General features: G+C 68.2%; 18 protein-coding genes. 11 read left to right on the top strand and 7 right to left on the bottom strand.

What is annotated here, in order from left to right; translation table 11 throughout:
* Positions 1–77: 77 nt before the first annotated feature.
* Positions 78–1,139, bottom strand: coding sequence for a serine hydrolase domain-containing protein (locus tag UCD39_RS14720; RefSeq protein WP_330496727.1), 1,062 nt, complete (start codon positions 1,137–1,139; stop codon positions 78–80).
* Positions 1,140–1,381: 242 nt separating this feature from the next.
* Between UCD39_RS14720 and UCD39_RS14715 the strand changes: the two genes are divergently transcribed.
* Together UCD39_RS14715 and UCD39_RS14710 are read left to right on the top strand one after the other, a co-directional pair.
* Positions 1,382–2,911, top strand: a complete 1,530-nt coding sequence (locus UCD39_RS14715; RefSeq protein WP_330496726.1) for an alkaline phosphatase family protein — start codon at positions 1,382–1,384, stop codon at positions 2,909–2,911.
* A gap of 81 nt (positions 2,912–2,992) precedes the next feature.
* A complete protein-coding gene (locus UCD39_RS14710) occupies positions 2,993–3,949 on the top strand; it encodes a 3-keto-disaccharide hydrolase (RefSeq protein WP_330496725.1) in 957 nt (318 codons plus the stop codon).
* Positions 3,950–3,953: 4 nt separating this feature from the next.
* Here the strand turns inward: UCD39_RS14710 and UCD39_RS14705 are convergent, their stop codons facing one another.
* Positions 3,954–4,880, bottom strand: a complete 927-nt coding sequence (locus tag UCD39_RS14705; RefSeq protein WP_330496724.1) for an alpha/beta fold hydrolase — start codon at positions 4,878–4,880, stop codon at positions 3,954–3,956.
* Positions 4,881–4,933: 53 nt separating this feature from the next.
* A complete protein-coding gene (locus UCD39_RS14700) occupies positions 4,934–5,593 on the bottom strand; it encodes a DsbA family oxidoreductase (RefSeq protein ID WP_330496723.1) in 660 nt (219 codons plus the stop codon).
* A gap of 299 nt (positions 5,594–5,892) precedes the next feature.
* On the opposite strand from UCD39_RS14700, the gene UCD39_RS14695 reads away from it, so the two are divergent.
* From UCD39_RS14695 to cysS, 3 genes are all read left to right on the top strand, one after another.
* Positions 5,893–6,321 (top strand): hypothetical protein, encoded by a 429-nt coding sequence (locus UCD39_RS14695; protein ID WP_330496722.1) that lies wholly within the window; start codon positions 5,893–5,895, stop codon positions 6,319–6,321.
* Positions 6,322–6,536: 215 nt separating this feature from the next.
* Positions 6,537–7,883: a glutamate--tRNA ligase gene (gene gltX / locus UCD39_RS14690; RefSeq protein ID WP_330496721.1), complete on the top strand. Its 1,347-nt coding sequence runs from the start codon at positions 6,537–6,539 to the stop codon at positions 7,881–7,883.
* Between the two features lie 57 nt (positions 7,884–7,940).
* Entirely contained in the window at positions 7,941–9,326 is a 1,386-nt protein-coding gene (gene cysS / locus UCD39_RS14685; protein ID WP_330496720.1) for a cysteine--tRNA ligase, read from the top strand.
* 12 nt (positions 9,327–9,338) lie between these two features.
* On the opposite strand, the gene UCD39_RS14680 is transcribed toward cysS, so the two are convergent.
* Together UCD39_RS14680 and UCD39_RS14675 are read right to left on the bottom strand one after the other, a co-directional pair.
* Positions 9,339–10,472 (bottom strand): tetratricopeptide repeat protein, encoded by a 1,134-nt coding sequence (locus UCD39_RS14680; protein ID WP_330496719.1) that lies wholly within the window; start codon positions 10,470–10,472, stop codon positions 9,339–9,341.
* Between the two features lie 197 nt (positions 10,473–10,669).
* Positions 10,670–12,811: a TonB-dependent siderophore receptor gene (locus UCD39_RS14675; protein ID WP_330496718.1), complete on the bottom strand. Its 2,142-nt coding sequence runs from the start codon at positions 12,809–12,811 to the stop codon at positions 10,670–10,672.
* A gap of 587 nt (positions 12,812–13,398) precedes the next feature.
* Here UCD39_RS14675 and UCD39_RS14670 point away from each other — a divergent pair.
* A complete protein-coding gene (locus UCD39_RS14670; RefSeq protein ID WP_330496717.1) occupies positions 13,399–13,917 on the top strand; it encodes a VHL beta domain-containing protein in 519 nt (172 codons plus the stop codon).
* Between the two features lie 61 nt (positions 13,918–13,978).
* Here UCD39_RS14670 and UCD39_RS14665 read toward each other — a convergent pair whose 3' ends face one another.
* Positions 13,979–15,640, bottom strand: a complete 1,662-nt coding sequence (locus UCD39_RS14665; protein ID WP_330496716.1) for a methyl-accepting chemotaxis protein — start codon at positions 15,638–15,640, stop codon at positions 13,979–13,981.
* A gap of 313 nt (positions 15,641–15,953) precedes the next feature.
* Here UCD39_RS14665 and cimA point away from each other — a divergent pair, with 313 nt between their 5' ends.
* Both cimA and UCD39_RS14655 read left to right on the top strand, forming a co-directional pair.
* Positions 15,954–17,576 carry a citramalate synthase gene (cimA, locus tag UCD39_RS14660; RefSeq protein WP_330496715.1) on the top strand — a complete coding sequence of 541 codons (1,623 nt, stop codon included), beginning with the start codon at positions 15,954–15,956 and terminating at the stop codon, positions 17,574–17,576.
* A 33-nt stretch (positions 17,577–17,609) separates the two neighbouring features.
* Positions 17,610–18,416, top strand: a complete 807-nt coding sequence (locus tag UCD39_RS14655) for an RNA methyltransferase (RefSeq protein ID WP_330496714.1) — start codon at positions 17,610–17,612, stop codon at positions 18,414–18,416.
* Positions 18,417–18,428: 12 nt separating this feature from the next.
* On the opposite strand, the gene UCD39_RS14650 is transcribed toward UCD39_RS14655, so the two are convergent.
* Complete coding sequence (locus UCD39_RS14650) at positions 18,429–19,298, bottom strand: helix-turn-helix domain-containing protein (RefSeq protein ID WP_330496713.1); 870 nt, start codon at positions 19,296–19,298, stop codon at positions 18,429–18,431.
* A gap of 149 nt (positions 19,299–19,447) precedes the next feature.
* Between UCD39_RS14650 and UCD39_RS14645 the strand changes: the two genes are divergently transcribed.
* The 3 genes from UCD39_RS14645 (at position 19,448) to UCD39_RS14635 (ending at position 23,007) form a co-directional block, all read left to right on the top strand.
* Positions 19,448–20,371, top strand: coding sequence for an alpha/beta fold hydrolase (locus tag UCD39_RS14645; RefSeq protein WP_330496712.1), 924 nt, complete (start codon positions 19,448–19,450; stop codon positions 20,369–20,371).
* 65 nt (positions 20,372–20,436) lie between these two features.
* The gene (locus UCD39_RS14640; protein WP_330496711.1) at positions 20,437–22,131 is read left to right on the top strand and encodes an amidohydrolase; all 1,695 of its coding nucleotides are present in this window, start codon (positions 20,437–20,439) and stop codon (positions 22,129–22,131) included.
* Between the two features lie 258 nt (positions 22,132–22,389).
* The gene (locus UCD39_RS14635) at positions 22,390–23,007 is read left to right on the top strand and encodes a tetratricopeptide repeat protein (protein ID WP_330496710.1); all 618 of its coding nucleotides are present in this window, start codon (positions 22,390–22,392) and stop codon (positions 23,005–23,007) included.
* Positions 23,008–23,009 lie beyond the last annotated feature (2 nt).

The following is a 23,009-nucleotide window of genomic DNA, read 5'->3' as shown; positions in this document are numbered from 1 at the left end:
GACGGCCTCCTTTGTTGGGCGGCCACCGTCCTTCAGGTCCCTGGGCGCCTGGCCTAGGGGCGTCAGGCCCCAGGGGATCAGGGCAGGGTCGCCAGAATGCCCAGCAGGATATCCTGCGATCGCCGCTGGCCATAGCCCTTGCCGTAGGCGCTGGAGGTGACGGCCACCACCAGGTCCAGCGACGGCACCACATAGATCTTGTTGCCGCCATTGCCGGAGGCGAAGTGGACGGGCACGGTGCGGCTGTCGCCCAAGGGCTCATCCTTGGCGTACCACATATAGCCGTAGAAATCGGCGTAGGGGTCGCTGGCGGCGATGGGGTGGATGCGGGCCAGGCTGTCGCTGAGCCAGCGCGCGCTGACGACGCGGTGACCGTCATACGTCCCCTGGTTCAGCACCATCTGGCCGAGGGTGGCGGCGTCGCGGGCGGTGATTGACAGGTTGCCCTGGCCGGTGCCGTGGCCGCCGGGCAGGGTGCGCCAGTCGTGGGCGCGGATGCCCAGCGGGGCGAACAGGGCCTCCTGTGCCAGGGCGTCCAGGCTCTGGCCGGTGGCACGCTCCACGATCAGGCCCGCCAGGAAGGCGTTGAGGGAGCAGTATTGGTAGCTGCGGCCCGGCGGTTCGCGCACCGGCACCGCCAGGGCGGCGGTGGCCCAGTCGCCGGTCTTCTCCCCCGCCGCATCCAGCGTGTCCTCATTGCCGGGGCTGGTGGGATCGGTGTCGTCCGCCGCCAGGCCGGAGCGCATGGTCAACAGGTCGCGGATGGTGATGGCCTCCCATCCCGCCGGCAGGGGGCCCGGCAGATAGCGGGCGACGGGGGCGTCCACGCCGGCCACCCGGCCCCGGTCGATGGCGATGCCCATCAGCAGACTGGTCAGGCTTTTGGTGGCGGAGCGGATGTCGTGCAGCGTGGTGGCGCCATCGCCGTTGTAATAGGTCTCGGCGATGCGCCGCCCGTGCCGCATCACCACCACGCCCTTGAGGTCGGGGTGGGGATTGCCGCGCCAGGTTTCGAGCAGGGCGGTCAGCCGGGATACAACCGCTTCCGTCGCCCCCGCCGTCCCTGGCGTCAGGGTGGCCAGCGCCGCGCCCGCCAGGCCACCGAGTACCGACCGCCGGTCGCAACGCCATCCGTTCATGCCTTCACTCCCCTGATATGGGGATAGCGTGGCGTCGCTCGGGGAAAGGGACAACGGCCATCCGCGCGCGGTGGCTTGGGACCACTTCGCAGTTGGGCCGGACGCCGCCCCGCTGGTATTACAATCTATGAAAGAATTTCCCACATTCTATCCGTTGCCCAGGTAGTTCCGATCTGGAACTATGCGGCGAAATTCGGCGGAGGCGGGCGCCTTCGCCGTACACGCGTATGCAGGGGGGAACCATGGGAAACCGCTTGTCGTCGATCAAGCATGTGGTCCAGTTGATGCTGGAGAACCGGTCGTTCGACCAGATGCTGGGTTTCCTCTATGAGGACAGCGGCAACCGCTCCCCCGCCGGGCACCCTTTCGAGGGGCTGACCGGGCGCGAGACCAATCCCGACGGCGCCGGCCATGAGGTGCGGGTCTACAAGATCGGGCGCGAGGCGCGGCCCAGCCCCTATTTCATGCCGGGCGGCGACCCCGGTGAAGGTTTCTTCAACACCAACGTCCAACTGTTCTCCACCGAGAACCCGCCGGACCGGGCGCGGCCGGAGAACCGGGGCTTCGTGGTCAATTTCCGCAGCGCCATCAATTACGACAACGGGCAGCAATACATGCATGTGCTGCCGGGCACCGCGCCCAACGACATCATGGGCATGTTCACGCCGGAGCTGCTGCCGGTGCTGTCGGGCCTGGCGCGCGGTTATGCGGTGTGCGACCGCTGGTTCGCCTCGGTGCCGACGCAGACCATTCCCAACCGCTGCTTCGCCGCCGCCGCCACCTCGCAAGGGCATTTGGACAACAAGGTCAAGACCTTCACCTGTCCCAGCATCTTCGGCCAGCTGTCGCGGTTCGGCGTGGACTGGGCCATCTTCGGCTATAACCAGCCGCCGATGACCCGCCTGGATTATCCCGACACCCGCAACGCGCCGGACAGCCACTTTGGCCTGTTCAGCGATTTCCAGGCGCGTGCGCGAGCCGGCACCCTGCCGGCCTATACCTTCCTGGAACCGGACTTCTCCTACACCGGCAACAGCCAGCATCCCAATTACGACGTGGCCCTGGGCGAACAACTGATCCACGACGTCTATTACACCCTGCGCGACAGCCCGGGCTGGAACGAGACGCTGCTGCTGATCACTTATGACGAGCATGGCGGCTGCTACGACCATGTGCCGCCCCCCTATGGCGCCACGCCGCCCGACGACACGGTGGGGGAGTTCGATGATTTCGATTTCCGCCGCTTCGGCGTGCGCGTGCCGGCGGTGCTGATCTCCCCCCTGATCGAGCCGGGAACGGTGTACCGCGCCGACCACGGCACCATCGACCATACCTCCGTGCTCAAGACCATCGAGGAGCGCTGGAACATCCCGCCGCTGACCCGGCGCGACGCCGCGGCGCCCAGCCTGGGCGACGTGCTGACGCGGGAGGAGCCGCGCACCGATGATCCTCTGGCGGGCGTGGTGGTGCCCACCTCTGGCATGGTGCATCCCGGACCGGGCAAGCCCTCCGCCCTGGAACTGGTGCATGCCCAGCGCCTGGCCGACCTGCCGGTGGCCAACGCCTATGGCACCTTCGACCATGACCCGCCGGACCTGTCGACCGCCGCCGCCGTGGCCGACTATATCCGTGCCCGCACCGCCGCCTGGCAGCATCACAAGGCCCGGCGCCAGGCGGGGCCGCTGATGGCCACCCCGCGCGCGCCGCTGCCCACGGTTCTGCCGGCGGACCAGGACACGCCGGCAGAACCCGATACTCCGGCGGCTGGCTGACGCAAGGCTTTCCCTGTCGCCCGCCGTCCGATGCTGCTATGAAGCCGTCACGATGAAATCGATAACATCGGGAGTGGCGGCATGGTGGTACGGGCGGCATGGGGACTGGTGCTGGCGGTAGGAATGGGGCTGGGCTGGGGGCAGGCGGTGGCGGCGGAAGCGGTCCCCGCCAACCCCGTGTTGGCGGCGGTGCTGGCGGACGATCCGCCCTTCCAGGCGCAGCGCTTGCGCCTGGTGGACGTGCCGGCGCCGGCGGGACCGGCGGTCAGCCTGTTCAACGGCCATGATTTGAGGGATTGGGACGCCTGGCTGGGCTATCCCGATCCGGCACGCACCTACCTGGCGCAGCCCGGCCAGACGCCCATAGGCACTGACCCCGCCGCCATCGCCCAGATCGTCCATGTGGTGATGGAGGAGGGGGAGCCGGCGATCTTCATCACCGGGCAGACCTGGGGCGGGATCGTCAACCGGGGCGACCACGCCAATTATCACCTGCGCCTGGAATACAAGTGGGGCCGGGCGCGCTATGCGCCCCGCCTGGCCCTGCCGCCGAACAACGGCCTGCTGTACCACAGCCACGGCGCCCCCGGCGCCGTCTATGGTACCTGGATGGCGGCGGCGGAGTTCGAGATCATGCAGGGGTCGGTCGGCATGGTGGTGCCGGTGGGCCCCGACGTGACGGCGACGACGGACGTGGGGCGCGACCCCACGCTGATCGATCCGCAGCGGCGCTACATGAGGGGCGGCCGCGCCGTGGTGGTGACGCCGCCCGCCTGGAACGTGGAGGCCGCCAGCGATGCCGAGAAGCCGGCAGGCCAGTGGAACGTGCTGGACCTTTACGTGCTGGGCGACCAGGCCGTGCATGTGGTGAACGGTGTGCCGGTCATGGTGGTGCGCGACCTGCGCATGCGGGAGGGCGGCGCCTGGGTGCCCCTGACCCACGGCCGCGTCCAGCTGCAATCCGAAGGGGCCGAAACCTATTTCCGCCGCATCACGCTGGAGCCCATCACCCGCCTGCCCAGGGTGATCCAGGATTGAGCCATTACGGTGTGGCCGTCTCCGTCCCCAGGAAATCCAGCAGCAAACGATTGACCGCCTCCGGCGCTTCGCGTTGGGGGAAGTGGCCGACGCCGGGCAGCACCTCACGGCGGTAGGGGCCGGTGAAGTGGCCGGCGGCCTTCTCGGTCGTGGCGGGCAGGGTGCAGCGATCGTCGCCACCCTGGATCATCAGCGTGGGCACGGATAGGGTGCGGGTGGCCCGCTGGCGCCGTTCCAGCTCGGCGTAGCGGGGATCGGGCTTCGCCTCGTCCCAGCGCACGCGATAAGAATGCAGGGTGATGGCGGCCCAGTCCGGGTTGTCGAACGCCGCCGCCGTGCGCTCGAACTCCGCCTCCTCGTACCAGCCGGCGGGTCCCCAATTATCCCACTGGTGGCGGGCGAAGGCCTTGCCGTCGTGGCATACGGTTTCCGCCCCGCGCTCCGTCGTCAGGAACCATTGGTACCAATAGCTTTGGGCCTGGGGCAGGGCGGGGGTGGGCAGGCTGCCCGGCTCCCACCCCACCGACAGGGCGGCGATGCGACACAGCCGGTCGGGCGCCACGGCGGCCAGGAAATAGGCGGCACGGGCGCCCCAGTCGTGGCCAATGACACTGAAGCGCTGCCAATCCAAGGCGTTGGCCAGGTCGAGCGCGTCCTGGGCCAGGGCGGCCATCTGGCCCGACCGGGCGGTCTGGCTGGACAGGAAGCGGGTGGGGCCGAAGCCGCGCCACCAGGGCGCCACCGTCTTGTAGCCCGCCGCCCACAGCGCGGGCGCCACCCGGTCCCATGTATGGGCGTCATCCGGCCAGCCGTGCAGCAACAGCACCGGCGGCCCATCGGCCGGTCCGCCGGCGATGTAGGCCATGTCCAGCAACGGTGTGGTGACGTGGTCGATCTCGGGTTCCGTCATCTCGGGTTCCGTCATGGGCATGATGTCAACCTGGTAGAAATGCGGACGGTTCCGACGCGCCGCCCTGTGTTCCGTCAGCCCACCGCGCTGGCCACCACGCCCTCGGCCCCCGCCAGGTCCAGCAGGGGCAGGAAGGCGCCGGGCTCCTGCGCGCCGGACAGGGAATAGAGGCGGTTGAAGATGAAGCAGGGCACCGCCTGGATGCCCAGTTGGCGCATGCTGGCCAGGGATTGCCGCAGGGTGTCGCGGTCGGCGTCGCTTTCCAGGAAGGCGGCGGCCGCGTCGGCGTCCAACCCGCTCTCCCCGGCGATGGCCGCCAGCACGGCGCGGTCGCCGATGTCACGACCGTCGCGGAAGAAGGCGGCCTGCAGGGCGGTGGCCAGGTCCAGGGCCTGCCCGCCCCTGCCGCTGGCGTCGGCATGGCGCATCAGGCGGTGGGCGTCCAGCGTGTTGGGCGTGCGGCGGATGCGGTCCAGGTTCAGGCTCAAGCCTTCCGCCGCCGCCGTCTGTTCCAGCAGGGCGTTGACCTGGCGGATGCGCTCGGCGCTGCCGAACTTGGCCAGCAGGTCGATGGTGCGGTCGATGCCGCCGGGCGGCGTGTCCGGGTCCAGCTGGAAGGGCATCCAGCGCAGCTCCGGCTGTGATGCCGGCCGTTGCGCCAGGGCCCGCTCCAGCCGGCGCTTGCCGATGTAACACCACGGGCACACGAAGTCGGCGACGATCTCGATCAGCATGGGCGCGGGCGTGGTTCGGGTCGTGGTGGCGGCATGGGACTATACGGCGGTGGTGACGGCCCCGCCCGAGTCTCGTCCGATGGTTTATACACCAGGACGGGGAGGGCGGCGAGACGCCCGCCGGCGGCGGCGTGTTTCTTTTCCGTTCCGGTCGGCAGCCTCCTGCGCTAAACTTTTCGCATCTCTGCCTTATGTGGGTGTGCCGTCGGCCTTGGTCGATGGCGCCGGGTGGTGATGTCGCGGCGATTTCGCAATAGGCCGGTCCGGCGTGGACCAGCCCGCCGGTGGGGGCCCGTTCCATGAGCGAAACCTACGTCTCCATGAAGATCCGCGAGGCCATGGCCCAGGCCCAGGGCAGCCGCGCCCAGGCGCAGCGCATCCTGATGGCCTGGGCGCTGGCGGATGAGCAGTTGATGCGCGGCCTGTGCAAGCCCTTCCTCAAGGGCATCACCGGCGCCGCCATCGAACGCGCCTATCGCGGCACCGGTGCTGCGCCCTCCCTGGCTCCGGCCAGCGCGGCCGCAGGCACCACCGCCCGCCGGGCGCCGGCGCCGCAGCGCCTGACCCAGGCGCAATTGGATGCCATCGTCGCGCGCATGGGCGGCACCCGCCTGGCCAACCAGCCGCCCATCCTGAACGGCGCGCCGCCGCCCAAGACCGATGGCACGGTGAAACAGGCCGCCTCCGTCAAGGCCCTGGCCGCCGCCTTCCACCGCAAGAAGTTCTGACGGCCGGCGTCCCCGTTGCACAAGCACGGGCGGGCCAATCGGCGCCGCCCTGTTTCCCGTGCTGCGGGCATCCCGTGTTTCCCATGCCGCTGGCATCCATGAAATGGGCGGAGCCCCGGGGCTCCGCCTTTTGCTTTTGTGCCGCTTCATGGTATCGCTGCGGCCTTGCTTTCGTCCCGTTTCTGGTCCCGTTTTTCATAAGGTCCGCTTTTCCCATGAGCCCTGTCGCCGTCCGTTTCGCGCCCAGCCCCACCGGCCGCCTGCATATCGGCAACGCCCGCGCGGCGGTGATGAACTGGCTGTTCGCCCGCAAGCAAGGCGGCAGCTTCATGCTGCGCATGGACGATACGGACCGGGAGCGGTCGACGGCCGAGTACGCCGCCGGCATCGAGGAGGATTTGCGCTGGCTGGGCCTGGAATGGGATCGCTACGCCCGCCAGTCCGACCGGCTGGACCGCTACACCGCCGCCGCCGAGCGCTTGAAGGCCGCCGGCCGGCTGTACCCCTGCTATGAGACGCCGGATGAGCTGGGCCTGAAGCGCAAGGCCCAGCTGGCCCAGCACCGCCCGCCGCTGTACGACCGCGCCGCCCTGCGCCTGACCGATGCCGACCGCGCACGGCTGGAGGCGGAGGGCCGCCGTCCGCACTGGCGCCTGAAGCTGGAGTACACCCCCGTCGTCTGGGACGATCTGGTGCGGGGCACCCAGCGCTTCCAGGGCCAGGATCTCAGCGACCCGGTGTTGATCCGTGAGGATGGTCAGCCGCTGTACACCTTCGCCTCGGTGGTGGACGATATCGAGCTGGGCATCACCCATGTCATCCGGGGTGAGGACCATGTGGCCAACACCGCCGTGCAGATCCAGCTGTGCGAGGCGCTTGGTGGCCCGGTTCCCACCTTCGGCCATTTCCCCCTGATCACCGATGCCAGCGGCGCCGGCCTGTCCAAGCGCCTGGGCAGCCTGAGCCTGAAGAGCCTGCGCGAGGAATCGGGGCTGGAGCCCCTGTCCATCCTGTCGCTGCTGGCCAAGATCGGCACCTCGGACGCGGTGGAGGCCCGGGGCACGCTGGACGACCTGGTGGCCGATTTCGACCTGGCCAAGGTCGGGCGCGGCACGCCCAAGTTCGACACCGAGGATTTGAACCGGCTGAACGCCCAGATCCTGCATCACATGCCCTACGCGGCGGTGGCGGACCGTCTGCCGGCCCTGGGCATGGCGGGGGCGGATGAGGCCTTCTGGCTGGCCGTGCGGCCCAACATCACCCATGTCGCCGAGGCCAAAGGCTGGTGGGACATCACCCACGCGCCGCTGGCGCCCGTGGTGACCGACGCCGCCTTCCTGGCCGCCGCCGCCCAGGTGCTGCCGCCGGCCCCCTGGGGTCCCGACACCTGGGGCCAGTGGGTGGACGCGGTGAAGGCCGCCACCGGCGCCAAGGGCAAGGCCCTGTTCATGCCCCTGCGCCTGGCCCTGACCGGCCTGGAGCATGGGCCGGAGCTGAAGACCCTTCTGCCCCTCATCGGGCGGGAGCGGGCGCTGGCCCGGCTGTCGGGGCAAACCGCTTAAACTGTCCGCATCGTCAGCGTATTATCGTCTTTTCCTCTTATCCCAGGTCAATCCGTCATGGCACTGCAGCTGTACAATACGCTCACCCGCGCGAAGGAAGTCTTCGTGCCCGTCGACGCCAGCCATGTGCGGATCTATTGCTGCGGCCCCACCGTCTACAGCTACGCCCACATTGGCAACGGCCGCACCTTCACCGCCTTCGACCTGCTGGCCCGGGTGATGAAGCACCTGTACCCCAAGGTAACCTACGCCCGGAACATCACCGACGTCGATGACAAGATCATGGACCGGGCCAAGAGCCTGGGCCAGAGCATCGAGACGGTGACGGAGACGACGACGGCGCAGTTCCATGCCGACATGGACGCGCTGAACCTGCTGCGCCCGGATGTGGAGCCGCGCGCCACCGGGCACATCGGCGCCATGATCACCATGATCGAGCGGCTGATATCGTCCGGCCACGCTTACGCCGCCGAGGGGCATGTGCTGTTCAACGTGCCGTCCATGCCCGACTATGGCCGACTGTCGCGCCGCAGCCAGGATGAGATGATCGCCGGCGCGCGGGTGGAGGTGGCGCCCTACAAGAAGAGTGCCGCCGACTTCATCCTGTGGAAGCCGTCCGCCGAGGACCAGCCGGGCTGGGACAGCCCCTGGGGCCGCGGCCGCCCCGGCTGGCATATCGAGTGCAGCGCCATGACCGCCGCCCATCTGGGCCCCGTGTTCGATGTGCATGGCGGCGGGCTGGACCTGATCTTCCCCCACCACGAGAACGAGATCGCGCAGAGCCGCTGCGCCCATGGCACCCAGGTCATGGCCAACTACTGGGTCCATGCCGGCTTCCTGACCATGTCCGGCGACAAGATGTCGAAGTCGCTGGGCAACATCTTCACGGTGGCCGAGCTGCTGGACGAGGTGCCGGGCGAGGCCCTGCGCCTGGCCCTGCTGCAGGCCCACTACCGCCAGCCGCTGGACTTCTCCAAGGAGGGCCTGCGCCAGGCCAAGGCCACGCTGGACCGCTGGTATGGCGTGCTGCGCGCCACCCAGGGCGAGACGGGTGCCATACCGGCCGCTGAGGTTCCTGCCGACGTGTTGGCCGCCCTTGAGGATGACCTGAACACGCCGCTGGCCTTCAGCCTGCTGCATGAGCTGGCCAACCGCTTCCACAAGGAAACGGATGAGGCCGCCCGCCAGTCCGTGGCCGCAGGCTTCAAGGCCGCCGCCACCCTCATGGGCCTGCTGACCCAGGACCCGGAGGCGTGGTTCCGTTGGACGCCCAAGGGTGCCGAGGGCCTGGACGAGGCCGCCATCCAGGCCGCCATCCAGGCGCGCAAGGACGCCCGCGCCGCCAGGAACTTCGCCGAGGCCGACCGCATCCGCAAGGACCTGCTGGATCAGGGCGTTGTGCTGGAAGACGGCCCGCAGGGCACGACCTGGAAGCGGGCATAAGCGGGGCGCGGCCTATCCCACCGGCGTCCTGGCCCGTAGCTCCCACGCCCGGGCCTCGTCCGTGCGGCCCAGCTTGCGCAGGCAGGCGGCGCCGGCGGTGAGGGTGGCGGGGAGACCGGCGGGGTCGCCGTGCTCGGCGGTTTCGGCGGCGTGGCGGTACCAGTCCATGGCCTCGTCGAAGCGGCCCATGGCGGCCAGGGTGTCGCCCACCGCATGCACGGCATGGCACAGGCCCGCCAGGTTCACACGGCCGGCGGCGTCGCCGTCCTCCACCGCCGTGACGGCGGCCAGCGCCCAGGGCAGGGCGTCGGCGGGGCGCGCCAGGTCCATCAGGCACTGGCCGATGCGCAGACGCGCGCGGCCGACATCGTCATGGTTCACCGGCGCATGGGGGCCGCCGCGCTCCAGTGCCCCCACGCTGCGCTGGAACCAGAGCAGCGCCTCCTCCACCAGGCCCAGGGCGTAGAGGCAGTCGGCCGCCAGATGCAGGCTGGCGCCCAGGCTGGCATGATCAATGCGGCTGGGATCAGTGCTTAGGCTGGCGCCCCCCTGTTCCTTGGCCGCCACCGCCTGCTGCAGCCAGGTCAAGGCCAGGTCCGGCTGGCCTTGGCGGGCCAGGCAGGCGCCGACCTGGTGCAGGCTATGCCCCACCGCCTCATAATCCACTCGCCCCTGGGCATCCCCGCGCGCGGCCGCCTCAGCCGCGTGCTGGAACCAGGCCATCGCCTCCGCGTCGCGGCCCAGGCGGGCCAGGCAGGTACCGACCAGATGCTGGCAGGCGGCCAGGTTGTCGCCATGCAGCCGGCCCTGGGTGTCACCCTGTTCCGCCGCCGCCACGGCGTCCTGGAACTCCGCCAGCGCCTCATCCATGCGGCCCAGATCGTATAGGCAATATCCGACGTCATAAAGGATACGGCCCAGGCGGTCGGCATCGACCACGCCCCGCGCGTCACCCTGCCGGGCCAGGGCCGCGGCATGCTGGAAGATGGGCAGGGCCTCCTCCGGGCGGCCCTGGTCGATCAGGCCGCGTCCCTGGCGATGGAAGCGGTCATGGGACATGCCATCCGGGGACATGCCATCCGGGGACATGCCAACCGGGGACATGAACGCGTCGTCGGTGAAAGGGCGGGCCGTGGGCGCCGGCATGTGGGATGGGTCCCTAGCCAAGAGGGTGCCGGCCAAGGGTGGCGGCTCGCCCCCCGCCCTGTCAACGCGGGCCCGGCCAGGGGGGCCTTAAGGGGAGGGGGATGGAGCCGGGCCTATGGAGGATGGGATATGGCGCGCGCGATAGCTCCACCCCCCAAGGACTCCGCGTGCCCCTTATGTCCCTGGAACGCTCCCGGTCACATCTTCCAGCCGATGGTGACCGTGCCGTTCAGGCCGGGGCCATAGTAGCCCTGCGCCCAATACAGGCTGGTGATGTATTTCTCGTCCGTCAAGTTGTTCAGGTTGGCGGTAATGGACCAGTGGCGGTCAACCTCATAGCGCGCCATCACTCCCAGCAGGGCGTAGGCGTCCTGGGTTGTGTAGATTTCCCGTCCCGTGGTGGTGCTGACCGCTCCCTGGTCGCGATAGATCCGGCTCTGCCACGACAGGGTGGCCCCCAGCTTCAGTTTGTCCGTCGCCTGATAGTTGGTCGCCAGGCGGAGGGTCTGCCTGGGCACATAGGTGCGCGCCGCCCGTCCGGCGTCGTCCTCGATCTTCATCAGGGTATATCCGGCGCTGACCTGGACCTGCGGCAACAGGCGGCCGGACACCTCTGCTTCGATGCCCTGGGCGGTGGCGTTGACACCGGTGTAGTAAGTCTGGCCCGTGGCTAGGTTATAGCCGGCGCTTTCCGCTGTGTTGTTCTGCCGCGCCTGGAACAGGGCGACGCTGGCGTTGAGTTTCTCATCGAACCAAGCCCCCTTGGCGCCCACCTCGACGTTGTCGCCGTCGATGGGGGTCAGGACATGGTTGTTGACGTCCAACTGGGTCTGGGGATTGAAAATCTGGGCGTAGCTCGTATAGGCGGAAATCTCCGGTGTGACCTCGTAGACCAAGCCGGCATAGGGCAGGGCGCGGCTGACGTCATAGCTGTTGGCCGCGCCATAGCTGTCACCTGACATTTTCACGTGGGTGACATTGACGCCCGCGATCAGCTTCAACGGGGCCAGCAGGCTGAGCCGCGCCGCCGCATACCCCGTCTCCCGCGTGTAGTAATAGTGCGCTTCGCCGGTATAGGCGTCGAAGCTGGGCTCGGCATAGTTGCCGTCGAACGCGCTCAAGCCCGGCAAGGGGGTGCCGATGCCCTGGCCATAGTCGGAATGCTGGAAGGTGTTGTTGCGCCCCCAATTGCCGCCGATCACCAGGTCATGGCTGCGGCCCAGGGCTTCCACGGGGCCGGAGACATAGGCTTCCGCCGTCCATTGCCGGTCATGGTTGTGGTAGGCGGAGGGATAGGAATAAAGCCCGTCGCCCGTGGCCTTGTCCGGTGTGCCGTAGACATAGAACAGGTCGCCGTCGCTTTCGTTCAGGCGGTGCAGCACGCTGGCCTTGGCTGTCCAGCCGGAGCCCAGGTCATGGCGGATGTCGGCGAAGATCTGGTGGGTTTGGATGTCCCAGCGGCTCCACTTCGCGGCGGTGCTGGTGCCGCGGCCGTAATCCGTGGGCGTGCCGTCGGTGTAGTAGAGCGGCAGGGCGCCCCATAGGCCGCCGCGCGTCAGGTCGTCCTGGTATTGATAGCCGGCCGATACCGTGGTGCGCGGGTCCAGGTCGGCCTCGACCACGGCGTAGCCGACGCCGCGCTGGTTGTTGTAGCGGTCCACCTGACTGTCGCCGTCGGCATAGGCGCCCACCAGGCGCAACCGCACGCTTCCAGTGGCGTTCAAAGGCGTGGAGATGTCGGCGTCGCCCCGCTTGGTGTCATAGGACCCGCCGGTGAAGGAACTGGAAACCGCTAGGCCATCGGCCGGCCGCTTGCGGACGAAGTTGACCGTGGCCGAGGGGTTGCCCGTGGACGACATCAGGCCGTTGGCGCCCCGCAGTACCTCCACACGATCATAGACGGCGGTGTCGATGGTCCCGTTCTGGATGCCGTCCACCAGGGGCAGGCCGAAGCCGTCGTACTGGAAGTTGGTGATGTCGAAACCGCGGGCGCTGTAGTAGGTGCGGTTGGTCTCCACCTCCTGCACGTTGATGCCCGTGGTGCTGGCCAGCACATCGTTTACCGTGCGCAAGCCGAAGTCCGTCATCTGGTCACGGGTGATGACGGTGACCGACTGCGGCGTCTCCTTCAGCGTCAGCGGCAGCTTGGTGGCGCCCCGCGTGGTCTTGACGGTGTAGGACCCGCTGCCTTCGGTGGTGTCATCCCGCGTGCCGGTGATGATGATGTCGGTTCCCGGTTGTGGGACAGCGGCTGGGTCGGGCGCCGCCGGTGGGGCCGCATACGCCGCCAGGGGCGATGTGGTGACCAGCAGCCAGAGGCAAAGGGCGCGCAGCGTCAACGGTTCCTCCCGTCATGGGGTGTGCATCAAGGTGATGCCGGCCCCTGTAACGGCGTTTAGCCATAAATGCAAGTCATTCTCATTCGCGTTAGGTTCTGAAAGGTGGGCGACGGGTAAGGTTCCTATGCGACGTCGCGCGACCAACCCTTCGGCGGGAGCGATGATCCTGCAAGCGCAGCCTGAGAGGGTGGAGGGGGCGTCGGGGTGTGCTGCGCCCAGCGCCAGTTTAGCCCGGGAGATGACTGGGTTGGCCTGGCAATGCGCCCCAGAACCGACGTGCGGCCTACTGGGAATTAGCACCTCATTCACAGATCATTATTGGGCGGCAAAGATTCGCCTTCATGATGCACCGAATCTATAGGGAAAAGGTCCTATGGACTTGGGGTATGGAAGTCTAAATATCGTCAAATTGGCGCATTTATGGACGGAAAATTTCTGAACATCTTTTCAATATGATCAAATTCAACCCGGATGGTCGCCAAATGGTCAAATGGCCATGCTCCGATTTTGCACGTCCTGTGGAATTGAGGTATATACCGTCCAGTTCCCAATTCTTCTCTTTCCACCTAGCGCGAAATGCCTGGTGTATGCGTCTGCTTCCGCCAGTCGTCACAGGGCGTGCCACCTATAAAGTTCGGCGGATGAAAGATGCGGCTGTAAAGCTTTTTATGTCGGTATTGTCCCAACGAAAAATTCAAATATTGAGGGGGTTTGTCATGCGTAAATTCTCTTTCTACTGCGCCTTGGTTCTTACTTTGTTGTTCGCCTCGTATGCCAGTGCGCAGCAATGCGACAATCAACAGGAGCCGTCGCCACCGTCGCGCGTGAAGTCTGGCCTGAGCTTGCAGAACACCACCAACAGCCAGATTAACGTGCTATGGGCGGGATTTGATGGGGTCCTGACGCACTATACGACGCTACAGCCGAAGCAGTCGGCGGACTTGGTTACCTATGTCGGCCACATCTGGTATCTGGAGGCGTTCACACCCGGCGGTGCCGTTTGTCTGGGCCCCATCCGCCCGGTGCAGGCCTCGGCCTGCAGAATGAAGATCTCCCTGCAGGGCGGCGATTTCGCTTACGAGCAGCAGGGCTGCCAGGTTGAATAAGCGCCGGCGGGCGGCATCGGGCCAGCCGGGATGCCGCCCCAGTATCCTGACGGCCCGTTCCTCACGCCGCCCGCACCGTCCCCAAAAACCGCTCCACCGCGCCGGTCAGCACGTCGGCATGCTCCGCCAGCTTGCCGGAGGTGCCCTTGATCTGGGTGGCGGCGGTGCCGGTGGTGGTGGCGGCGGTGCTGACGTGGGTGATGTCGCGTGACATATCCTCGGCGCCGGTGGCGGCCTCGTTGATGCCGCGGGCCACCTCGCGGGTGGCGGCGCTCTGTTCCTCCACGGCGGAGGCGATGGCCATGGCGATGTCGGCCATGGCGGTGATGGCGGCCTCCAGGCCGGCCAGGGCGCCGGCGGTGCGGTCGCCCAGGTCCTGGATGCGTTGCACCTGGGCGGTCACGTCCTCGGTCGCCTTGGCGGTCTGGGTGGCCAGGGCCTTGACCTCGCCGGCCACGACGGCGAAGCCCTTGCCGGCCTCCCCGGCGCGGGCGGCCTCGATGGTGGCGTTCAGCGCCAGCAGGTTGGTCTGGGCGGCGATGCCGGCGATGATCTCCACCACCTCGGTGATGCGGCTGGTGCTGTCCTGCAGCTGGCCCACCACTTGGGCGGAGGTGGCGCAGTCGGCGATGGCGTCCTGGGCCTGGCGGCGGGACCGTTCCACCTGGCGCGCGATCTCCTGCACCGTGGCGGCCAACTCCTCCGACGCGGTGGCGACCATCTGCACGTTGGCGGAGGTCTGCACGGCGGCGCCGGCCACGGCGCTGGACCGGTCGCGGGTGATGCCCGCCGCTTCCGCCATGGACTCCGCCGTGTCCCTCATCTCGCGCGCGGCGGCGGCCAGGGCGGTGATCAGGCCGGCCACCTGGGCCTCGAAGGTGTCGGCCACCGCCGCCTGGGCGGCCTTGCGCTCCCGCTCCGCCTGGGCGCGCAGGGCCACCTGCTCCGCCTCCAGCCGTTTCATGGCGGCGGCGTTGTCGCGGAACACCGCCAGGGCGCGGGCCAGGTCGCCCAGCTCGTCGCGGCGTCCGGTGGCGGCGACGGTGACATCCAGGTTGCCGGCGATGATGGCGCGTGTCGTGCCGGTCAGCCCGCCCAGGGGACGCACCACCAGCCTCAGCGACAGGAACACCGCGCCCAGCAGGCCGGCCGCGACGCCCAACGCCCCCGTCCACGCCAGCAGGCGCCCGGTTTGGGCCCGTGTCTCGGCCGCCTCGACGGTCAGGGCCGCGATCTTCTTGCCCAGGTCGTCGATATACCCGTCGGTGAGGGCCGAGGCCTCCCGCTCACGCGGCCGGACCTGGTCGCGGAAGCGGGCCGTGGCCGTGGCGTCGTCGCCCGCCAGGGCGGCGGTGATGACGTCGGTGGCCGCCCGCATCACCGCCTCCTGGTCCCGGGTGAAGGCCGTCATGCCACCATCGGCCGGCAGCCGGGGCTGCAAGGTGGTGACCTGGCCGCGCATCTCCTGCACCCGTTTCAGGGCGCGGTCGGCGAAGGCCTTCTTGGCCGCCGGCGCTTCCAGGATCGTGTTCAGGGCGTCGCGCTGGATGGCGCGGCTGAGGGCGCGCACCTCCGACGCCTGCACCATCAGCGCCTGGGCATCCTCAAGGGATTGGGAAATGGCCGCCGTCCGCCGCAGGCCGATCTGGCCGGCGATGACAAGGAATCCGGCGATGACGGCAATGCCCACCGCCGGCAGCAGCAGTTTCGGTGTCAGGCCCATTCGTGTTTTCCGCTGTTCCATTGACTGACGACTATTCTTGCGGCGTTCCCGGCGGGCCATGTCCTGGGGCTGATGTGTCCGAACGGTGGTTGGGAGGGGCGCTGGCAAGGGTGAATTTTTCAAGTGAATTTAATAATTCAACTTAAAATATTATACAATATATCTTTCCGTATGGACGGACGCCAGGCGTCGGTATGTTCGGGCTCAGGGCCGCCATGTGCGCGGTTGGTAGCGGGAAAGGTTGCTTCGTTGCGTAGCTTCGTCCATTGTCGCAACTCCGTTTCGTTTATTGGCCTTGCCGCGATCCTCCATTATGACTGACCGCCCCCGCATCCACCTGTACGACACCACCCTGCGCGATGGCGCGCAGACCCAGGGCGTGGACTTCACCGCGGCCGACAAGGCCGCCATCGCGCGCGAGCTCGACGCGCTGGGCATCGACTATATCGAGGGCGGCTGGCCGGGGGCCAACCCAACGGACGACGCCTTTTTCGCCGACCCGCCGGCGCTCAAGCGGGCGCGGCTGACGGCCTTCGGCATGACGCGCCGGCCGGGCCGCAGCGCCGGCAACGATCCGGGGCTGAACGCCCTGTTCAACGCCACCGACCGGGTGCCCGGCGCCGGCGTCTGCCTGGTGGGCAAGACCTGGGACTTCCATGTCGACGTGGCGCTGAACATCCCGCGCGGCGAGAATTTGGACCTGATCCGCGATAGCGTGGCGGAAACCGCCGCGCGCGGGCGCGAACCGCTGTTCGATGCGGAGCATTTCTTCGACGGCTACAAGGCCAACCCGGAGTATGCCCTGGCCTGCGTGCGGGCCGCCTATGAGGGTGCGGCGCGCTGGATCGTGCTGTGCGACACCAACGGCGGCAGCCTGCCGCATGAGGTGGAGGCCATCGTGGCGGCCGTGGCCCGCATCATCCCGGGCGACCGGCTGGGCATCCATTGCCATAACGATACCGAGAACGCGGTGGCCAACAGCCTGGCGGCGGTGCGCGCCGGCGCCCGCATGATCCAGGGCACGCTGAATGGCCTGGGGGAGCGGTGTGGCAACGCCAACCTCATCTCCCTCATCCCCACGCTGACCCTGAAGATGGGCTATGAGACCGGCGTGGATGAGGAGGGGATGCGCCGCCTGGTCCATGTCAGCCGCCTGCTGGACGACCGGCTGAACCGCGCCCCCAACCGCCACGCCGCCTATGTCGGCGAAAGCGCCTTCGCGCACAAGGGCGGCCTGCACGTCTCGGCGGTGGAGAAGGACCCCACCAGTTATGAGCATGTCCCGCCCGAGAGCGTGGGCAACCGCCGCCATGTCGTGGTGTCGGATCAGGCCGGCCGGTCCAACGTCCTGGCTCGCCTGCGCGAAGTGGGCATCGTCCTCCCGCCCAACGATCCGCGCGTCGGGGAATTGGTGGAGGCGGTGAAGCGGCGGGAGTTCGAGGGCTACGCCTATGACGGGGCCGAGGCCAGTTTCGAGCTGCTGGCCCGCCGCACGCTGGGCACCCTGCCGGACTATTTCCGCCTCATCTCCTTCCGCGTGCTGGATGAGCGGCGGTGGAACGCCAAGGGCGACCTGGTCACCCTGTCGGAGGCGACCGCCAAGCTGGAGGTGCCGGGCGTGGCCGACGCCCTGATGACCGTGGCGGAGGGCAACGGCCCGGTGAACGCCCTGGACACCGCGCTGCGCAAGGCCCTGATCCCCGCCTATCCGCATCTGGACGGCATGCGCCTGGTCGACTACAAGGTCCGCATCCTGACCCCCCAGGATGGCACCAAGGCGGTGACCCGCGTCATGATCGAAACGCGGATGCCGGACGGCGCCCCTTGGGTTACCGTCGGGGTATCGGCCAACGTCATCGACGCCTCATTCAACGCGCTGTTCGACAGCATCACCTATTGTCTCTACCGCGCGGGGGCCACCGTTCCAGCCGCCTGAGGGACGAAAGCCAGTTTCAGGACCCCCCAAGCCATGAGTGGAACCGACCGCCGTATGCTCGCCAAATCCCAGGCCGAAGGGACGGAGGAGGGCGCGGGCCCGGCCGTCATCCTGGTGGAACCCCAGTTGGGGGAGAATATCGGCACGGTGGCGCGGGCCATGCTGAACCACGGCCTGACCGACCTGCGCCTGGTGAACCCGCGCGACGGTTGGCCGAACGAGAAGGCGGTGTCGGCCTCGGCCGGTGCCACCCTGGTGCTGGACCAGGCCCGCGTTTATGAGAGCACCAAGGACGCCATCGCCGACCTGCAGAAGGTCTACGCCACCACGGCGCGCCCCCGCTACATGGTCAAGACCGTGCTGACGGCGCGGGAGGCGGCGACGGAAATTCGGGCGCATGCCCAGGTCGGCCGGGATGTCGGCATCCTGTTCGGGCCGGAGCGCACGGGCCTGGTCAACGACGACATCGCGCTGGCCGACACCATCATCACCATCCCGCTGAACCCCGGATTCTCCTCCCTCAACCTGGCGCAGTGCGTGCTGCTGGTGGCACACGAATGGTTCCAGGCGGGCTATGAGGGGCCGGAGCGTGAGCTGTACACCGGCAACTCCCGCCCCGCCACCAAGGAGGAACTGGTCAACCTGTTCGAGCATCTGGAGTTGGAGCTGGACGCCACCGGCTTCTACACCAGCGAGGAGAAGCGTCCCAGCATGGTGCGCAACATCCGTAACATGCTGCAGCGGGCGCACATGACGGAGCAGGAGGTGCGCACCCTGCACGGGGTAGTCGCCGCCCTCAGCGGCCGGCGCAAGGATGGCGGCCCGGTGAAGGGGCATTGACTCCCACGCCCGTCACGCCACCACCGGCACGTGGAAGTCGATGACCGCGCCGGGGCGGGTGGGCGCGAATTCGCTGTCGTAAAGCTCGAAGTCCGGGCTGTCCGCCACCTTCAGGCCCGACGCCGGGATCAACTCACCCCAGATGCGGGCCATGGCCGCCTTGACCTGGGGATGCAGCGGGCCGCCGTTCAGCGTGATGCGGAACACGGCGTAGGTGGCGGCGGGGATGCGCAAGGTGGTGAACCCCGCCGGGGGTGTGGCGTCGGGGGCGACGCGGACGCCGGCCATGTAATCGAAGCTGCCTTCCGACCGGTCCGCCGCCCACACCACGCCATAGGTGGCCCAGCTGGGTTCCTGTCCGGCGAAGGGCAGGGCGCCGATCAGCGCCGGCCAGAGCTGGGGGATGGTGGCCTTGGTGGCGCCGTCGAAGCGCCGCGACGGCCCGGCGACGGTGAAGGCATCCAGGGAGACCAGATCGGGCAGTTGCGCGACGTCGCCTTCGGCGGTTTCGGGCAGGGTCATGGGATATTGTCCTTCAAAAGGGGTGGCGGAAAAGCCTTGGCGGAAGCGGCCGGGGGCCACGCCGAAGAGGCGGCCGAAGGCGCGGGTGAACGCTTCCTGGGAATCGAAGCCGCAATCGAACGCCAGGTCGATTAGGCGCACCTCCGGATCGCTGGTCAGGCGGCGCGCCGCCTTGACCAGCCGCCGCCCCCGGACGTAGGCCATGACGCTGCGCCCCATGCGGGCGGTGAACAGGCGGGAGAAGTGATAGGGCGACAGCGCCATGCGCGCGGCGATGCCGTCCAGCGTCAGTGGCTGGTTCAAATTCTCCTCGATCCAGGGCAACAGGTCGGCGAGGCGGTCGGGGCGGGGCGGGCTCATGGCGCCACTATGACCAATGCCGACGCCGCCGTCCTGACCGGTCTTGCTGTTTTGGGGGAAGGGAGGCACCCTGTCGCCCTGCCGGTCCCGACGGGCCGGCCAACGATGCGGGGAACCCAATGCGGTCAGGGACGATGATACGGGCGGCGATGCTGGCGACCGCCGTGGCGATGGCGCCTATCATGGCGCCGGGGTACGGGCACGCGGCTGCGCAACCCGCCGCCGGACGGCCGGTGAAGAACGGGGCCCAGACCATCCAACTGTTCGGCGCCTCGATTCAATATTACGAGGCGGGGCAGGGCCCGACGCTGGTGCTGGTCCACGGCCTGGGCAGCAGCGCGCAGGGTGACTGGGGCAAGGTCATGGCCGACCTCGCCAAGACCCATCATGTCCTGGCGCTGGACCAACTGGGTTTCGGCGCGTCAGACAAGCCCATGATCGACTACGCCATCCAGACCTGGGTGGATTTCCTGGGCGAGTTCCTGCGTCAGAAGAAGGTGACGGACTTCACCCTGATGGGCAAATCTCTGGGCGGCTGGATCGCGGCGCAATACACCATCCAGTCCCTGGACGGCATCGCCGCCGATCCCGCCTTCGCCCTGCCCAAGCCATCGCGGCTGGTGCTGTGCGACGCCGCCGGGCGGCATGACACCATGGCCAAGACCTTTGGCCCCAAGCGGGCAGGGGCCGACGCCCCGCCGCCCGCCGCCTCGCTGGCCGGGCAGAAGGCGCTGCTGGGCGCCATCTTCCACGACCCGCGCTGGTCCACCGGTCCCGCCGCCCTGAAGCGCGGCTTCGCCTGGAGCCTGTCCAAGGGCGACGCCTGGACCATCCATTCCGTCTACAGCAACCCGGCGCTGCTGAACGAGACGGTGGACGGCAAGCTGAAGGACATCACCATCCCCACCCTGGTGGTTTGGGGGGCGGAGGACAAGCTGCTGCCCCCGGCAGACGGCCAGTTCTACGCCGACGGCATCCCTGGTGCTAAACTGGTGACCATCCCCGACAGCGGCCACGCCCCCATGATCGAGACGCCCAAGGCCTTCCTGGCGGCGGTGGAACCGTTCCTGTAAGGGAATTTGACCGCACGGAAATCCCCTGTACCCTTGGCGGCAATGAAACCAAGGGGATGGGGATTATGATGCGTACGGGTCGGGTCGCGGCGGTGGTATCCGGTTTGGCGCTGCTGGCGGGCCAGATGGCGGCCCAGGCGGGGGCCGCGCCCACGCTGTTGGTCAACGCCCTCATCCATACCGAGGACACCGCCCATCCCACGGCCAGCGCCTTGGCCTGGGATGAGACCGGCACCCTGCTGGCGGTGGGGGAGACGGCGGACCTGACCCAGCGCTATCCCGGCGCCGTCACGGTCGATGCTGGCGGCGCCCCGGTGGTGCCCGGCCTGATCGACGCCCACGGCCATGTGCAGGAGGAGGGGGCGGCGCTGCTGACCGCCGACCTGTCGGGCAGTACCAGCAAGGCGGAGATCCTCACCCGCCTGAAGGCGCAGGCGGCCAAGCTGCCGCCGGGCGATTGGCTGCAGGGCTGGGGCTGGGACCAGAACCGTTGGCCGGATAAGGCCTTCCCCGCCGCCGCCGACCTGGACGCCGCCTTCCCCGACCGGCCGGTGCGGCTGGAGCGTATCGACGGCCATGCCGTCTGGGTCAATAGCGCCGCCCTGCGGGTCATGGCGGCGCGGCCCAAGGCCAAGAGCCTGGACGGCACCTGGCAGCCGCAAGGCGGCCGCATCGTGCGCCAAGGCAAGAAGGCCACCGGCGTGCTGATCGACAACGCCATGGACCTGGTGGCCGAGGCCCTGCCGCCGCGCACCGACGCCCAGATCCGCCAGGACTACACGCTGGCCTTCGCCGAGATGGTGTCGCTGGGCCTGACCGGCACGCATGAGCCGGGCATCGATCTGCAATCCTTCCGCGTGCTGCAGGACATGGCCGCCAAGGGGGAGGTGCCGGTGCGCCTCTACACCATGGCCGACGGCGACCATGAGGCGCTGGCCTGGCTGTGCACCCAGGACGGCGGCTACACCGACCCCACGGGCCGCGTGCGCATGCGGGCGGTGAAGCTGTACATCGACGGCGCGCTGGGCAGCCGGGGGGCCAAGCTGCTGCGCCCCTATAGCGACGATCCCGGCAACAGCGGCATCTATGTCACCAACCCCGCCGACTATCCCCGCATCGTGGCCAAGGCCAAGGGCTGCCACCTGCAGGTGGCGACCCACGCCATCGGCGACGGCGGCAACCGCCTGGTGCTGGACACCTACGCCAAGGTGCTGGGCGCGGACGCCAAAAGCGACCATCGCTGGCGGGTGGAGCATGCCCAGATCCTGACTCTGGACGACATTCCGCGCTTCGCCCAACTGGGTGTCATCGCCTCCATGCAGCCCACCCACGCCACCTCCGACATGCCGTGGGCGGAGAAGCGCCTGGGCCATGACCGGCTGGCCGGCGCCTATGCCTGGCAAAGCCTGCGCCGGACGGGCGCCCGGTTGGCCTTGGGCTCCGACTTTCCGGTGGAGAAGGTGAACCCCATGCTGGGCCTCTATGCGGCCGTCACCCGCCAGGACTTGGCCGGCCAGCCGCCGGGCGGCTGGCTGCCCGACCAGAAGCTGACGCGGGAGGAGGCGCTGGCCGGCTTCACCCGCGACGCCGCCTATGCCGGCTTCATGGAGGGCGAGGTGGGCGCCCTGAAGCCGGGCCTGCGCGCCGACTTCGTCATCCTCAGCGCCGATCCCCTGACCGTCCCCCCGCGCCAGATCGCCAATATCAAGCCGCTGTCCACCTGGGTGGACGGCAAGAAAGTGTATGAGGCCGGGAAATAGGATTTTAGTACGGGGGTTGCACCCCTGGTGTGCCGCGACCGTCCTGATAGAATGATCGCCAATGTGCGACGATCGCACGGCATGGGGATGGGGTAAGCGATGCGCGTTGGGGTATCCGCTGTTCTGATGGTGTCGGGCTTGGTTTTTTCGGGGGCTTCCGCGTGGGCTCAGGATCAGAGTGCCGCTCCGGCTCAGGGCCTGGCGGCCCCGGCGCCAGCGGATTCTCAAAAGGCGGCTGAGGACGCCGAGGACCAGGCCATGGTGCGCGTGCTGAGGGAGGGGGTGCAGGCCATGCGCTCAGGCCAACCGCGCCAAGCCATCGCATCCTATGATCAGGTGATCGCGACCTACGAGACGCGCTACAAGGAGCGCAAGGAAAAGGTTTATTGTGGCAGCACGCCTGCGGAGGTCCTCGCCTACATGGTGCTGGCGGCCAGCCAGAAACAGTCGGCCATCGCCGTGGCGCCCAACTGGGCCATCGCCTATTTCCTGAAGGGCTATGCGCAGGTGGAGCTGCAGGACCTCCCCGGCGCCAAGGCCAGCCTGGAGCACGCCCGCGACCTGTCACCCTATAATCCCCAGTTCCTGATCGAACTGGCGAACCTGTACAAATCCGAGAAGAACTGGCCCTTGGCGCTGGAGACGTATCAAGCGGCCAAGGAACATTCCGCCGCTTTCTCGTTGCCTCAGGCCAAGGCCACGGACGAGATGAAGGCCCTCCACGGCATCGCCTTCGTCTACTCCGAGACCGGCAAGCTGGATGAGGCTGAGGCCATTTATAAGCAGTGCCTGGCGAAGAACCCGCAGGATGCCTACGCCAAACATGAGCTGGATTACGTGGTGCAGCAGAAGGCTAAGCAGGCGCAGGTCCATTGAAG

Origin of the sequence: Nitrospirillum karajorum (genome assembly GCF_036348415.1) — a bacterium.
GTDB classification, from domain to species: Bacteria; Pseudomonadota; Alphaproteobacteria; order Azospirillales; family Azospirillaceae; genus Nitrospirillum; species Nitrospirillum amazonense_B.
The sequence above is the reverse complement of the archived record's forward strand: the minus strand, read 5'-3'. Positions and strand labels throughout refer to the sequence as shown.